The organism is Jiangella aurantiaca (assembly GCF_004349105.1).
Lineage (GTDB): Bacteria > Actinomycetota > Actinomycetes > Jiangellales > Jiangellaceae > Jiangella > Jiangella aurantiaca.
Map to the genome: position 1 here is coordinate 26,389 of NZ_SMLB01000003.1, position 13,553 is coordinate 39,941.

Annotated in this window: 11 protein-coding genes; 9 read left to right on the forward strand and 2 right to left on the reverse strand. The window is 71.9% G+C overall.

What is annotated here, in order from left to right; genetic code table 11:
• Window positions 1–11 precede the first annotated feature (11 nt).
• Window positions 12–1,049 carry an NAD-dependent epimerase/dehydratase family protein gene (locus E1262_RS02650; RefSeq protein ID WP_132101503.1) on the forward strand — a complete coding sequence of 346 codons (1,038 nt, stop codon included), beginning with the start codon at window positions 12–14 and terminating at the stop codon, window positions 1,047–1,049.
• A gap of 105 nt (window positions 1,050–1,154) precedes the next feature.
• Here the strand turns inward: E1262_RS02650 and E1262_RS02655 are convergent, their stop codons facing one another.
• The gene (locus E1262_RS02655) at window positions 1,155–1,520 is read right to left on the reverse strand and encodes a DUF3054 domain-containing protein (protein WP_132101504.1); all 366 of its coding nucleotides are present in this window, start codon (window positions 1,518–1,520) and stop codon (window positions 1,155–1,157) included.
• On the reverse strand, window positions 1,517–3,028 hold the full coding sequence (locus E1262_RS02660; RefSeq protein WP_132101505.1) for a CCA tRNA nucleotidyltransferase: 1,512 nt from the start codon (window positions 3,026–3,028) through the stop codon (window positions 1,517–1,519). The genes E1262_RS02655 and E1262_RS02660 overlap by 4 nt, the downstream gene beginning before the upstream one ends.
• 216 nt (window positions 3,029–3,244) lie before the next feature.
• On the opposite strand from E1262_RS02660, the gene E1262_RS02665 reads away from it, so the two are divergent.
• The 8 genes from E1262_RS02665 to E1262_RS02700 all read left to right on the forward strand — a co-directional run bounded on the left by E1262_RS02665 (window position 3,245) and on the right by E1262_RS02700 (window position 13,384).
• On the forward strand, window positions 3,245–3,700 hold the full coding sequence (locus E1262_RS02665; protein ID WP_238992799.1) for an NUDIX hydrolase: 456 nt from the start codon (window positions 3,245–3,247) through the stop codon (window positions 3,698–3,700).
• Window positions 3,697–5,937 (forward strand): DUF6049 family protein, encoded by a 2,241-nt coding sequence (locus E1262_RS02670; protein ID WP_132101507.1) that lies wholly within the window; start codon window positions 3,697–3,699, stop codon window positions 5,935–5,937. The genes E1262_RS02665 and E1262_RS02670 overlap by 4 nt, the downstream gene beginning before the upstream one ends.
• Window positions 5,934–9,458 (forward strand): murein biosynthesis integral membrane protein MurJ, encoded by a 3,525-nt coding sequence (murJ, locus tag E1262_RS02675; RefSeq protein ID WP_132101508.1) that lies wholly within the window; start codon window positions 5,934–5,936, stop codon window positions 9,456–9,458. The genes E1262_RS02670 and murJ overlap by 4 nt, the downstream gene beginning before the upstream one ends.
• Window positions 9,455–10,120: an RNA polymerase sigma factor SigM gene (sigM, locus tag E1262_RS02680; protein ID WP_238992800.1), complete on the forward strand. Its 666-nt coding sequence runs from the start codon at window positions 9,455–9,457 to the stop codon at window positions 10,118–10,120. The genes murJ and sigM overlap by 4 nt, the downstream gene beginning before the upstream one ends.
• Window positions 10,117–10,959 (forward strand): anti-sigma factor family protein, encoded by an 843-nt coding sequence (locus E1262_RS02685; RefSeq protein WP_132101509.1) that lies wholly within the window; start codon window positions 10,117–10,119, stop codon window positions 10,957–10,959. Before sigM ends, E1262_RS02685 begins: the two co-directional genes overlap by 4 nt.
• A gap of 79 nt (window positions 10,960–11,038) precedes the next feature.
• Entirely contained in the window at window positions 11,039–12,010 is a 972-nt protein-coding gene (gene trxB / locus E1262_RS02690) for a thioredoxin-disulfide reductase (protein WP_132101510.1), read from the forward strand.
• A gap of 46 nt (window positions 12,011–12,056) precedes the next feature.
• Window positions 12,057–12,380, forward strand: coding sequence for a thioredoxin (gene trxA / locus E1262_RS02695; protein WP_132101511.1), 324 nt, complete (start codon window positions 12,057–12,059; stop codon window positions 12,378–12,380).
• Window positions 12,381–12,895: 515 nt separating this feature from the next.
• Entirely contained in the window at window positions 12,896–13,384 is a 489-nt protein-coding gene (locus E1262_RS02700) for a hypothetical protein (protein WP_132101512.1), read from the forward strand.
• Window positions 13,385–13,553 lie beyond the last annotated feature (169 nt).

Here is a 13,553-nt window from a genome sequence, read left to right on the forward strand (position 1 = left end):
CGTCGGGCGCCATGAGTCCTCACGCGATCGTCGTCGGCGGCACCGGTCAGATCGGCCGGGCCGCCGTGGAGTCCCTGCTCGATCACGGCTGGGCCGTCACCGCCGTACACCGCGGCAGCACGCCGCAGCCGACCGGCTGGGCCGCGCGCGGTCTCGTCGAGCGGCGGGCCGACCGCGCCGACCTCGCCTCCCTCGTGCGCGAGGCGGGCGGGGCGGACGTGCTCATCGACACGATCGCCTACGACGACGCCGACGCGCGGCAGCTGCTGGACCTTGCCGGCGACGTCGGCTCGCTGATCGTCGTCTCCAGCGCCTCGGTGTACGCCGACGACGACGGCCGAACGCTCGACGCAGCGACCGGGCCGGACGACTTCCCGCGGTTCGCCGGGCCGGTCCCGGAGACCCAGGCGACGCTGCCACCAGGCCCGGCCACCTACTCGACGAAGAAGGCGCTGCTCGAGACCACCCTGCTCGACGACGGCCGGCTGCCGGTCACCGTGCTGCGGCCGGGCGCCATCCACGGTCCCGGCAGCAGCAGCCCGCGCGAGGTCTGGCCGCTGCTGCGCGCACTAGCCCGGCGGCCGCGCGTCCCGCTGGCCTACGGCGGCGAGAGCCGGTTCCACACCACCAGCGCGCCGAACCTCGCCGAATTGATCCGGCTCGCGGCCGAGCGTCCGGGCAGCCGGATCCTCAACGCCGGCGACCCGGAACCGCCGACCGTCGCCGAGATCGTCCGCGCGGTCAGCGCCTCCGCCGGCCACGAGCCGGACCTGGTGCCACTCGACGGGCCGGCCCCGGCGAACGGCGTCGGCCGGACCCCGTGGTCGGTGCCACGCCCGTTCGTCGTCGACATGACGGCGGCCACGACGGAGCTCGGCTACGCGCCGGTCGTGGCCTACACCGACGCCGTCGCCCATACGTCGGCCTGGCTGCGCGAGCGGCTGGCCGAGCGACCCTGGCGCGAGGCGTTCCCGCTACCGGCGCGGTACTACGGCGACCGGATGGACGACTTCGCCGCCGAGGACGAGCTGCTCGCGACGCTGCCCTGACGCCGCCGGATCACCCACCCGACTCGGCCCCGACTCCCGTTGATCTTGGAGTTCTTCGGCAATCGTGGGGTGAAATGTCCGGTAGATGGCCGAACAACTCCAAGATCAACGGGGCGGTGCCGGTTCGGCGGGGAGGCGAGCGGCCAAGCCGCGCCAGCCGACCAGGAACACGCCGAGCACCACGGTCGCGACCACCACGAACGACGCCGCCGTCCCCTGGCCGGAGGCCGCCCGCAGCAGCATGCCCGCGGCCACCGTCGCGACCCACACCGTCACCCCGGTGACCACCGACGCCGCCGGCCGCCGTCGCAGCACGGTCACGGCCCATCCAGCGGCCAGGCCGGCCGCGAACGGCCACGCCGTCGTCGCCAGCCCGGCGAGCTCCAGCGGGTGGTCGTGCGTGCGGCGGCCGATCAGCACGAACACCAGCACCAGGACGGCGTCGACGACGGCCGCCGGGCCGGCTCTCACGCCGAGCGCTCCGGCTGCTCGGACCACCACCGCAGCAGCTCCGCGCGCGCTTCGTCCTCGGACAGCACGCCGCGGTCGAGCCGGATCTCGAGCAGGTGGTTGTACGCACGCCCGACCAGCGGCCCCGGACGGATGCCCAGGATCTGCATGATCTGGTTGCCGTCGAGGTCGGGCCGGATGGCGGCCAACTCCTCCTCCTCGGCCAGCCGGGAGATGCGGTCCTCGAGGCTGTCGTACGACTGCTGCAAGGCCAGTGCCTTGCGCCGGTTGCGCGTCGTGCAGTCGGCTCTGGTCAGCACGTGCAGCCGCTCGAGCTCGTCGCCGGCATCGCGGACGTAGCGGCGCACCGCGGAGTCGGTCCACTCGCCGCCGCCGTAGCCGTGGAAGCGCAGGTGCAGCTGGATGAGCTTCGCCACACTGTCGATGACGGCGGACGGGTAGCGCAGCGCCGTGAGCCGCTTGCGGGCCAGCTTCGCGCCGACCACGTCGTGGTGGTGGAAGCTCACCCCGCCTCCGGGCTCGAACTTGCGGGTGCGCGGCTTGCCGATGTCGTGCAGCAGCGCGGCCATCCGGGTGACGAGGTCGGGGGCGCCGCCGGGCAGCCGCCGCTCCAGCTCGATGGCCTGCTCGAGGACCGTGAGCGAGTGCTCGTAGACGTCCTTGTGCCGGTGGTGCTCGTCGATCTCCAGGCGCAGCGCGGGCAGCTCGGGCAGCACGTGGCCGGCGATGCCGGTGTCGACCAGCAGCGTCAGCCCGGTGCGCGGCGACGGCGAGACCAGGATCTTCGTCAGCTCGTCGCGGACCCGCTCGGCCGACACGATCTCGATGCGGCCGGCCATGTCGGTCATCGCCGCAACCACCTCGGGCGCCACCTCGAAGCCCAGCTGCGACGCGAACCGGGCGGCCCGCATCATGCGCAGGGGGTCGTCGGAGAACGACTGCTCAGGCGTGCCGGGGGTGCGGATGACCCGCCGGCCGAGGTCAGTGAGCCCTCCGTACGGGTCGACGAACTCGCGGCCGGGAAGCAGCACGGCCATCGCGTTGATGGTGAAGTCACGGCGCACGAGGTCGTCGGTGATGGACTCGCCGTACGCGACCGCCGGCTTGCGGCTGTCGGCGTCGTAGCTGTCGGCGCGGTAGGTGGTGATCTCGATCTGGAAGCCGTCCTTGGTGCCCCCGATGGTGCCGAACTTCTGCCCGACGTCCCAGAGGCTGTCGACCCAGCCCGCGAGCAGCTGCTTCGTCTCCTCGGGGCGGGCGGACGTCGTGAAGTCGAGGTCCTGGCCCAGACGGTCGAGCAGGGCGTCGCGGACCGAGCCGCCGACCAGCGCCAGCTCGTGCCCGGCGGCCTCGAAACGGGCACCCAGCTCGTCGGCCACGGGCGCGATGCGCAGGAGCTGCCGCACTGCCTGCCGCTGGGCCTTCGAGAGCACGTGGGTCGCCGCTTCCTTCGTTCCGATCACGACGGACCAGCCTACGGGTCGACACCCCCGGGATCCCAACCACATGATCGGAGACTGGCGTCAGACCTTCGCGGTCGGCGACCACCGTATCCGCAGCAGCGCAGGTTGCGGCCGCATCCCGGCTACTCTGGACGTATGCCCGGCTCGCCGTCCTCGCCAGCCGACGGTCCGCACCATCGGCGACGTCGGGGGGCGCGGCGACGGCGGAAGGCGAGCCGGCCGCGGCTGCGCACCGTCCGCGAGACCTCAGCGGGGGGCCTGGTGGTCGACCACTACGCGCACCCGTCGAGCGTCGCCCTCATCGGCCGCATCGACCGGCGTGGCCGGCTGGAGTGGGTACTGCCCAAGGGACACGTCGAAGCAGGTGAAACGCCCGAGGAAGCTGCGGTGCGGGAGGTATCGGAGGAAACTGGTCTGCAGTCGAGAGTCGTCGCCCCGGTCGGCGACATCGACTACTGGTTCGTGGCGGACAATCGGAGGATCCACAAGACGGTGCACCACTTTCTCCTCGAGGCCACCGGTGGGAGCCTGAGCACCGACGACGTGGAGGTGAGCGAAGTGGCGTGGGTGCCACTGGACGAACTGGCCGGCCGGATGCGCTACGCGTCCGAGCGGCGGCTGGCGCGACGGCTGCGCGAGCTGCTCCCGGCCTCGCCCGGCGACACCACGGCCAGCACCGTCCCGGAGCCCGGCGGCGCCCGGAAGGACGGGTCATGAGGCCCGCCGGCCTCCGAGCGCTCGCCGCGATCTGCGCACCCGCCGCCGTCATCGCAGTGGGGCTGCTCTCGCCGAGTACGGCCGCGGCCGAGGAGAACGCGCCCGAACCCGACCCCATCAGCGCCGCGAGCACGCTGACCGGCGTCACGCCCAGCGTTCTCACCCCCGACTCCGACGGCCTCACGCTCACCGGGACGGTGCGCAACACCGGCGACGCTCCGCTCCAAGAGGTGCGGGCGATGATCAGGCTCAGTGGCAACCGGGTCGAGTCGCGGTCCGAGATCCGCGAGATCGGTACCGACGAGGAGCTCTACTGGGGGTCGCGGCCCGGCGACGGCCTCGACGACGTGGCCGACACGCTCGAGCCGGGTCAGGGCGAGACGTTCACCGTCACGATCACCAACGAGCAGCTCGGCTTCGACACGTCGGGCGTCTACGTGGTCGGCATCGACATCCTCGCGTCGCCGCCCGGCAGCGGTGACCGCGAGCGCGTCACCACCTCCCGCACCGTCGTGCCGTGGATCGAGAGCCCTGACGAGCTCCCGGCCGTGCCCGTCGCCATGCTCTGGCCACTCGCGGCCCGGCCGGCGCTGCTGCCCGACGACACGCTGACCGACGAGACGCTGGCCGAGCAACTGGGCGCCGACCAGCCACTGTCCGCCGTCCTGGAGGCCGCCGCCGACGCCCCCGTCACTTGGGCCGTCGACCCCGACCTGCTCGACACCGTCTCGGTCCTGGCTGACGGCTACCGCGTCGTCTCGCCCGAGGGCCCCATCGACGGCACACAGGCGAACGCCGACGCCGCTCTGGCCTGGCGCGAGCGCTTCGACGAGGTCACCCAGGACCACGACGTCTGGATGATGCCCTACGCGCTGCCCGACGTCGGCGCCCTCGAGGAGCACGACCCACCGCTGGCCACGGAGTTGACCCAGCAATCACTGGCGGCCGCCGACGCCGCGGCGGAGCGGCTGCCGTCAGCGACCGGCGGCGTCGCCTGGCTCGACGACGGCTCGGTCACCGACGAGGTCCTGACGACGCTGGCCGACGCCGGCGCCCGGACCGTCGTCGTGCCCTCCGGCGCGGTCCAGCCCACGGACGACGCCGACGCCGATGCCGAGGACGACGGCGGGAGCGGTGGGGACGGCGAGGGCGGCGCGCTCGGCGAGATCACCGCCGGCGACCACACGCTACGCGTCGTCTCCGCCGATGCCGGGCTGAGCTCCGCCATTGCCGACGCCGCCGCCCACGACGACCCGACCGCCGGCGCCGCGGACCTCCAGCAGCGCTGGATCGCCGAAACCGCCATGGTCGCGCTGGCCGCCGCGGGCGACGACACCGAGCCGCCGCTCCTGGTCGCCGCGCCGCCGGTGCGCTGGCGCCCGGCCGACCCGATCCCGCAGAGTCTGGTGGCCGCCTGGACGTCCAGCACCTGGGTCGAGCCGGTCGGCCTCACAGACCGCATCGACACCGTCGACGCGCCCGAGGTTTCGGCGGCGCCGTCGGAGGGCACGACCGTCCTACCCGAAGCCAACGTCGCCGCCACGGCCCAGCTGCGCGACGACGCCACGCAGTACGCCACGCTGCTGGCCGACCCCGAGGACGTGACCACAGCGCTCGACCACGCCACGCTCCGTTCGGCGTCCACCGGCTGGCGCGACCGTCCCGACACCGGGGTCTCCTACGCCCGGGGGATCGGCGACGGCCTCACCCGGCGGGTCGAGCAGGTCAGCATCAACGTGCCCGAGTCGGTCACGCTGTCCAGCCGGACCGGCTCCTTCCCGCTCACCGTCACCAACGAGCTGCCCGAGGCGGTCAACGTCCGGCTCGAGGTGCAGTCCGAGAACCCCGACCGGCTACGCATCTCCGAGGTCGAGACGCAGGAGATGGGACCGGGCGAGCAGAAGCTGGTCGAGGTGACCGCCCAGGCCGCCGCCAACGGCCGGGTGCCGATCGAGGTGCAGCTGACCACCGACGACGGCCGGCCCATCGGGCACCCGGTGGCCACCGTCGTCAACGCCACGGAGTACGGCACCATCGGCTGGGTCATCGTCGGCGGGGCCGGCGCCCTGTTCCTGGGCGCGATCGTCCGCCGGACGCTGCGCAACCGCCGGCCGCGTCGGCGGCCCCGTCGCGGCTCCGAGCCGCCCGAGCCGCCCGCACCGTCCGCACCGTCCGCCGGGGGCGTCCTCGACGAGTTGCCCGCGGAGGCGAGGCCGACCCAGGAGGCGGCGCGGTGACGGCGACGCAAGAGCCGCCCCGCAGCTCCGGCCTGCTGGGCTCCAGCGCCATCATGGCCGCCGGGACCGTGGTCTCGCGGCTCACCGGCTTCGCGCGCGCGGCCGTCATCGCGGCCGCCATCGGCCTGACCGCGGCGACGGCCGACGTGTTCAACGTGCCGAACGTGCTGCCGAACATGATCTACATCCTGGTCGGCGGCGGCGTGCTCAACTCCGTCCTCGTCCCGGTGCTGGTCCGGGCCATCAAGAACGACGCCGACGGCGGCGAGGCGTTCTCGCAGCGGCTGTTCAGCCTGGCCGTGACGGTGCTGGCGCTCGCGACGGGGATCGCGGTGCTGGCCGCGCCCTGGCTCATGCAATTGATCGTCGACGACCGCTTCCTCGATCCGGACATGCGGCCGTACTTCGACAACATGGTGATGTTCGCCCGGTTCTGCCTGCCGCAGATCTTCTTCTACGGGCTGTACGTGCTGATCGGCCAGATGCTCAACGCCAAGGGCCGGTTCGGCCCGATGATGTGGTCGCCGATCCTCAACAACGTCGTCTCGATCGCCGTGTTCGGCGTGTTCCTCTTCGTCTACGGGACCCAGGGGTTCGAGCCGTTCACCACCACGCAGACGCTCCTCCTGGGGCTCGGTTCCACGCTCGGCGTCGTGGCCCAGGCCGTGATCCTGATCCCGGTCCTGCGCAAGACCGGGTTCTCGCTGCGGTTCCGCACCGACTGGCGCGGCCAGGGTCTCGGCGAGTCGGTGCGGCTGGGCCTGTGGACCGTCGCGTTCGTGGTGGTCAACCAGCTCGCGTATCTGGTGGTCGTGAAGGTCGCGTCCGGGGCCAGCAGCGTGAGCGCGGGCGACGCCGGCGCCGGTTACTCGGTGTACGCGAACGCGATGCTGATCATGATGGTGCCGCACTCCATCATCACGGTGTCGCTGGCGACGGCGCTGCTGCCGCGGCTGTCCGACCTCGCCTCCGACGGCCACCTCGACGAGGTCCGCGAGAAGCTGGTCTCGGCGCTGCGCATGTGCCTGGCGGTGATCATCCCGCTGGGTGCGCTGATGGCGGCGCTCGCGTTCCCGCTGACCGCGATGATCTTCGACTACGGGTCGGCCGGCGGCCAGACCGACCGGCTGGCGCTGACGTTGATCGTGCTCATGCCGGGGCTGGTCGCGTTCACCGTCCACTACCTCGTGCTGCGCGGCTTCTACGCCCTGCAGGACACCAAGACGCCGTTCTACACCCAGATCTGGGTGTCCGCGGTCATCATGGTCGGCGCCGTCGCGGTCGCCATCTTCGCGCCGGGCGACCAGTACGTCACCATGGCGCTGGCCGGCGGCTACAGCCTCGCGTACCTCGTCGGCGCCACTGTCGGCGCCGTCCGGCTGCAGCAGCGCATCGGCGCGCTCGGCGGCGCCCGGCTCGTCCAGCACGTCGTCCGGCTGCTGATCCACTCGGCCATCGCGGCCGGGCTGGCCTGGCTGGTGTGGCGCGGCTGGACCGGCCTGGGCATCGGCGACGCGCTGCCGTCGCTGCTCGCTCGGGCGCTGGAACTGGTCCTCGGCGGAAGCGTGGGCCTCGCGACATTCGTCGGCCTGGCCTACGCCTTCCGGGTGGCCGAGGTCCGTACCGCCGTCGCGATGGTGCTGTCGCGGCTGCGCGGCGGCGGCCGGACCGCTCCCGCCGTCGACGCCGGCGACCTGCTCGAGGACACCGCCGAGTACAACATCCCGATCGAGACCGGCACGCTCAGCATCTTCCGCCGTCCCGTCGATCCCGACATGACGTCGGAGTTCTTCCTCGACGAGACACTTCCCGGCGTGCCGAGCTTCTTCGACACCCATGCCGGCGGGTATCGCGACCGCGCAGGCGTGGGCGGCGCCGCCGCCATCGGTCTGGACGGGGCCCGCGACGGCGCCCGGGTGGTGCAGCCGCTGCCGGGCACCCCGCCGGGAACGCCCACGGAGCCGGCGCCGGGTCCCCGCGGGCTGGTGCCGGGCCAGCGGCGCACGGTCGCTGGACGCTACCGCTTCGAGCGGCTGCTCGAGGACGCCGACGGCATTCAGTCCTGGCAGGCGGTCGACGACGTCCTGCGGCGGGCCGTGTTCGTCCAGGCCGTCGCGCTGGACGACCCGCGGGCGCCGGGGTTCGCCACCGCGGCCCGGGTCTCGTCGACCGTCTCCGACCCGCGGTTCCTCCGCGTCCTCGATGTCGGCAGCGACGCCGACGTCGCCTACGTCGTGCGCGAGTGGACGCCGGGGCAGAGCCTGGCCGCGCTGCTCGCCAACGCCGGCGCCTTCCACCCCGAGCAGGCGGCCGCCGTCGGGCGCGAGGTCGCCGAGGCCATGGCCACGGCGCACGCGCAGGGGCTGGCACACCGGCATCTCGACCCCACGCTGGTGTTCGTCACAACCGACGGCTCGGTGAAGATCGCCGGGCTGGAGACGGAGTACGCGCTGCGCGGACCGGCCCAGACGCCGTGCGCGCCCACGGACCCGTCCCACCCGCACCCCGCCGAACTCGACGCCATCGGCATCGGCGGCGTGCTCTACGCCGCGCTGACCGCTCGCTGGCCCGTCGGCACGCCCGGCGGACTGCCGGAGGCGCCGCTCATCGACGGCCGGCTCGCTTCGCCCCGTCAGGTCCGGCCCGGGGTGCCGCGGCAGCTGGACGCCGTCACCGACCGCGCCATCGGGCACGCCCGCCGGCACCACGCGACGCCGCTGCTCACCCCGTTGGAGGTGGCGACGGAGCTGGCCAACGGCGCGCGGAACCACCACCGCGCCGTCGTCGCCGACGAAGCGGTCGTCGCCGCACCGCCTGCCCTGCTGGACGAGCCCGGCGAGGCGCCGCCGTCGAGCCGGGTCGAGCAGCTGCGCGAACGGCGGAAGTCCGGCCGCACCGCCCGCCTGCTCGGCGTCATGGCGGCGATGCTGCTGCTGGTCGGCGCCACGTTGGTCGGGCTGCAACTGCTGCTCGGTGCCATCGACGACGCCGGCGACGACGAGTCCCCGTCGGCGTCCGCGCCGGGCGTCACCGGCACCACTCCGGCCGAGGAGAGCCCGGCGACGGAACCGACCGCGATCGCGGCCACCGCCGCCACCGACTACGACCCCGCCGGGAACGGCGAGGAGAACCCGAGCGACGTCGACAACGTCATCGACGGCGACCGCGAGAGCACGTGGACCACCGTCAACTACTACGACCCGCTCGAGGACCAGAAGGACGGCGTCGGCGTCTACCTCGACCTCGGGCAGGCGGTGCCGGTGCGCGAGGTGCGGCTGGCGTTGATGAACGCCGGCGCGAGCGTCGAGCTGCGGGTCGCTCCCGAGGACGCCACCCAGGCGCCGGCCGATCTCGACGGCTGGACCGCGGTCGACACCGTCGAGGACGCTGAGCAGAATGTCACGCGCACACTTGACGAGGCGGTGACCACTCGGTATCTCCTCGTGTGGTTCACTCAGTTGCCTCTTGCCGATGACGGCAACTACCGGAGCGGAATAGCCGAAGCGGAGGTGCTCGGGTGACGCTGTCCGCGCCCGGTTCCCGGGTGCCCGACGAAGAGCTCCTGCGCCTGCACGTCGACGGCGATCCCGATGCCTTCGGGGAGCTGGTCAAACGCCATCAGGACCGCATGTGGGCGGTCGCGCTGCGCACCCTCGGCGACCCGCACGACGCCGCCGACGCCCTGCAGGACGCGATGATCAACGCGTTCCGGCGGGCCGCGTCGTTCCGGTCGGAGTCCGCGGTCACCACCTGGCTGCACCGCATCGTCGTCAACGCCTGCCTCGACCGCGTCCGGCACGCCGCCGCCCGGCCCGCCGACCCCGTCGCCTTCGACGGCACCGAGATCCCCGGCGTCGCGCCGGCCACGCAACCGTCCAGCGACCCCGCAGAGCGGACCGCGCTGCGCGTCGACCTCGAGCAGGCGCTCGCCTCGCTCCCCGCCGACCAGCGCCTGCCGCTGATCCTCGTCGACGTCGAGGGCTTTCCAGTGGCGGAGGCGGCCGAGCTGCTCGGGCTGCCGGTCGGCACCGTCAAGAGCCGCTGTGCCCGGGCCCGCGCCAAACTGGTGCCACTGCTGGCCCCCGGCCGGTTGAGCACCACGGGCAATGCGACGGGGAACCAAGGCGCCGGTGCCGACGTCCCATCTGAGACGTCGCGTGGAACAGGAGGTGAGCATCGGTGACCACTGCCGGCGCCCATCCGCCCACGCACGTGCTGGCCGGCCTCGCCGAAGGCGTCCTCGACGACGCCCAGGCCCGCGAGGTCCAGGCCCACGTCGATCAGTGCCTCACCTGCCGGGCCACCCTCGACGAGTTGGCCCAGGTCACCGTCGCGCTGCGCGCGCTGCCGCCCGAGCTGCCGGTCCCCGAGTTCGTGGCGGCGCGCATCTCGCATGCGCTCGCGGCCGAGCGCGCGGGCAGTTCCAGTGTTGGTAACGGGGCCGAGGGGCCGGCTGCGGGTGCCGAGGGCGGAACCGTCGCCTGGTTCCGGCGCCGGCTGCCCCAGGGACTCGCGGCCGCCGCCAGCGTCGCCGTCCTCGGCCTGGCCGGCTACGTCGCCGTCGAAGGCGGCGGCGACGACTCGGGCAGCGACACCGCCGCCGACGAGGCCGCGGCCGGTGCCCAGGCCCAAACCGAAGACGCCGCGCCGGGGCTCGGCCCGTCCCTTGAAGGCTCCCGGCTAGGCGCCCCGGACACGACGCTGCAGGACACCACGTCGGAGTCACCGACCGGGCCAGGCGAGGAGGCCTACACGTCCACTGACGGTGCCGACGTCGACGCCGCGGAGCTGACCGCCAGCGCGCAGAACGTGATCCGCCAGCGCACAGCCGTCAATGACACGTGCGGCGAGAAGCTCGCCGAGCAGCAGGGGCTGCCGCTGGTCGGCTCCGCGTATGACTTCGCAGGGGTCGTCGTCGTCCTCGATGCCGACACGACCTACCAGGGCTGGCTCATCGACACCTGCAACTCGGTCGATGCCGGAGAGATCGTGCCGCACGTTGACGTGCCGAAGGCGGAGTGAACCGCCCCGTCGGGAATGCCGACCGCCTAGGATCCGTTGGGGCAGATGAACCAACGCGAATGCTACGGAAGGCACAGGCGTGACAGACATCCGTGACCTGATCATCATCGGTTCCGGGCCGGCCGGCTATACGGCCGCTGTGTACGCTGCCCGGGCGCGTCTCGAACCGCTGCTCATCGAGGGCGAGGTCAGCTGGGGCGGCGCGCTCATGAACACCACCGAGGTCGAGAACTACCCCGGCTTCCGCGACGGCATCCTGGGCCCGGCGCTGATGGAGGAGATGCGCGCTCAGGCCGAGCGGTTCGGTGCGCAGATCCTCACTCGCGACGTCGTCGAGGCCGACCTCACCGGCACGGTGAAGTCGGTCACCGACAGCGAGGGCAACGTCCACCGCGCTCGCGCCGTCATCATCGCCACCGGTTCGCGCTACCGCGAGCTGGGCCTGACGAACGAGAAGCGGCTGTCCGGGCACGGCGTGTCGTGGTGTGCCACGTGTGACGGGTTCTTCTTCCGCGACCAGGACATCGCCGTCGTCGGCGGTGGCGACTCCGCCATGGAGGAGGCCACGTTCCTCACGCGGTTCGCGCGGAAGGTCTACGTGATCCACCGCCGCGACACGCTGCGCGCGTCGAAGGTCATGCAGGAGCGGGCCTTGACCAACGACAAGATCGAGTTCGTGTGGAACACCGAGGTGGTCGACGTCCTCGGCGACGACAAGGTGAGTGGCCTGCGGCTGCGCGACACCGTCACCGGTGCCGAGCGCGAGCTCGCCGTCACCGGCCTGTTCATCGCCATCGGGCACGACCCCCGCTCGGAGCTGTTCAAGGGCCAGCTCCGACTCGACGACGAGGGCTACGTGCTGGTCGACGCACCGACCACGAAGACCGAGCTGGCCGGCGTCTTCGCCGCCGGCGACGTCGTCGACCACATCTACCGCCAGGCCGTCACGGCGGCCGGCACCGGTTGCCAGGCCGCTCTCGACGCTGAGCGCTACCTCGCCGACCTCGAGGCCGCCGACCACGCTGCCAAGCCCGAGCTCGCCGTCCGCTGACGCCGAGCTCCGTCACCATAGAAGCGCCCACCATCAAGGAGTCCCCATGGGCAACATCCAGCACGTCACCAGCGCCGACTTCGACGAGAAGGTCCTCAACAGCGACAAGCCCGTACTTGTCGACTTCTGGGCCGAGTGGTGCGGGCCGTGCCGCATGATCGCCCCGGTTCTCGAGGAGATCGCCGCCACGCAGGACAATCTCGAGATCGTCAAGCTCAACGTCGACGAGAACCCCGAGATCGCGGCCAGCTACCGCATCACCTCGATCCCGGCGCTGAACGTCTACTCCGGTGGTCAGGTCGTCAAGCAGATCGTCGGCGCCAAGCCGAAGGCCGCCCTGCTCAACGACCTCGCCGACTACGTGAACTGACGCCCTCGCGGCGACCAGACGGCCCGCGCAACGGCCGCACCCGGCGCCCGCCGGTGGACCCCACGGTCCGCCCGGCGGGCGTCGTCGCGTCCGAGGGCACCGTCGTCCTTCCACCACGTTGTTGATCTTGGACTAGTTCGGGTATCAATCGGGCGAACCGGGCCGCAATTGCCGAACAACTCCAAGATCAACGGAGGCAGCTAGGCTCGGTGGCGCGGGCCGGGCCGACCGAGCCCGCATCGGCCGATCGGCGGCCGGCCATCGCCCATCCGGAGGAAAAATCATTCGGACATAACCGCCACAATCGCCTTAAAAACACGTTGTACCGCGTACTAGATTGCTCCGGACCTCTTGCCCTGTGGACCGAAACCGACATTGAATGTCGTAACCGCAGAAACGAACCGCTCCGTTTGCCGAGCGCCGAGTTCTCCCGGATCATCTCGTCACGGAAGTCCTTGCTCGGACACCTACCGTGTCAGTGACCGGGCCCTCGGGACGTCAGGCGAGAGGTGTACATGGAATACAGAGACGATTTGGTGAACGCCGAGAACGCCGCCGTCGAGGCCTACACCTCGATGGCGGTTCGGCAGACCAAGCTGTTGCTGCTCGGCATCGGCACGATGATCGCCTCGATCGTGGCGATCGTCTTGGCCGCGCTGGCGACCCTCGCCGACCTGGCGGGTGTGGCCGATCTCCACGCGGCCTTCATTCCGGTGGCGGTGATCGGCCTCGCGTGTGGCGGGGTGGACTTCATCGCCCGGCGGCGTGACAACGACTACGTCGCGGGATGGGCGACGGTGGTCGGCCAGGGCGCGCTCACGGCGGCCGGCGCCATTGCTGTGCTCGGATGGTTCTCAGCAGACCTCTGGGTGTTCGGAGTTGGCCTCGTCATCGGAATTGTAACCAGTTCGATCTTGGTCAAGTATCCCGAATGGGAAACCGAAGCGGAAATGCTCGAACGGTTTGTCCGAGTTCCCGATGACGGTGAGGACGATTTCTTCTGACCGTCGTCCGTTCGGACGACCCTGACCGAACCCTCGAGCACCTCTGCCGGCCGACGCCCCGGAGTCGGCCGGCCGCGTCATCCCCGGCGCGCCCCGCCGCCTGACGACCGTCCCCAGCCCGTCCGCACAGAATCACCGCCCTCCCAGTCACAATCCGGCCATCCCGCGC

Coding starts and splice junctions, on each gene's coding strand:
- E1262_RS02650 (WP_132101503.1), top strand. CDS start 12: ATGAGTCCTCACGCGATCGTCGTCGGCGGCACCGGTCAGATCGGCCGG.
- E1262_RS02660 (WP_132101505.1), bottom strand. CDS start 3,028: ATGTGGTTGGGATCCCGGGGGTGTCGACCCGTAGGCTGGTCCGTCGTG.
- E1262_RS02670 (WP_132101507.1), top strand. CDS start 3,697: ATGAGGCCCGCCGGCCTCCGAGCGCTCGCCGCGATCTGCGCACCCGCC.
- trxA (WP_132101511.1), top strand. CDS start 12,057: ATGGGCAACATCCAGCACGTCACCAGCGCCGACTTCGACGAGAAGGTC.
- E1262_RS02700 (WP_132101512.1), top strand. CDS start 12,896: ATGGAATACAGAGACGATTTGGTGAACGCCGAGAACGCCGCCGTCGAG.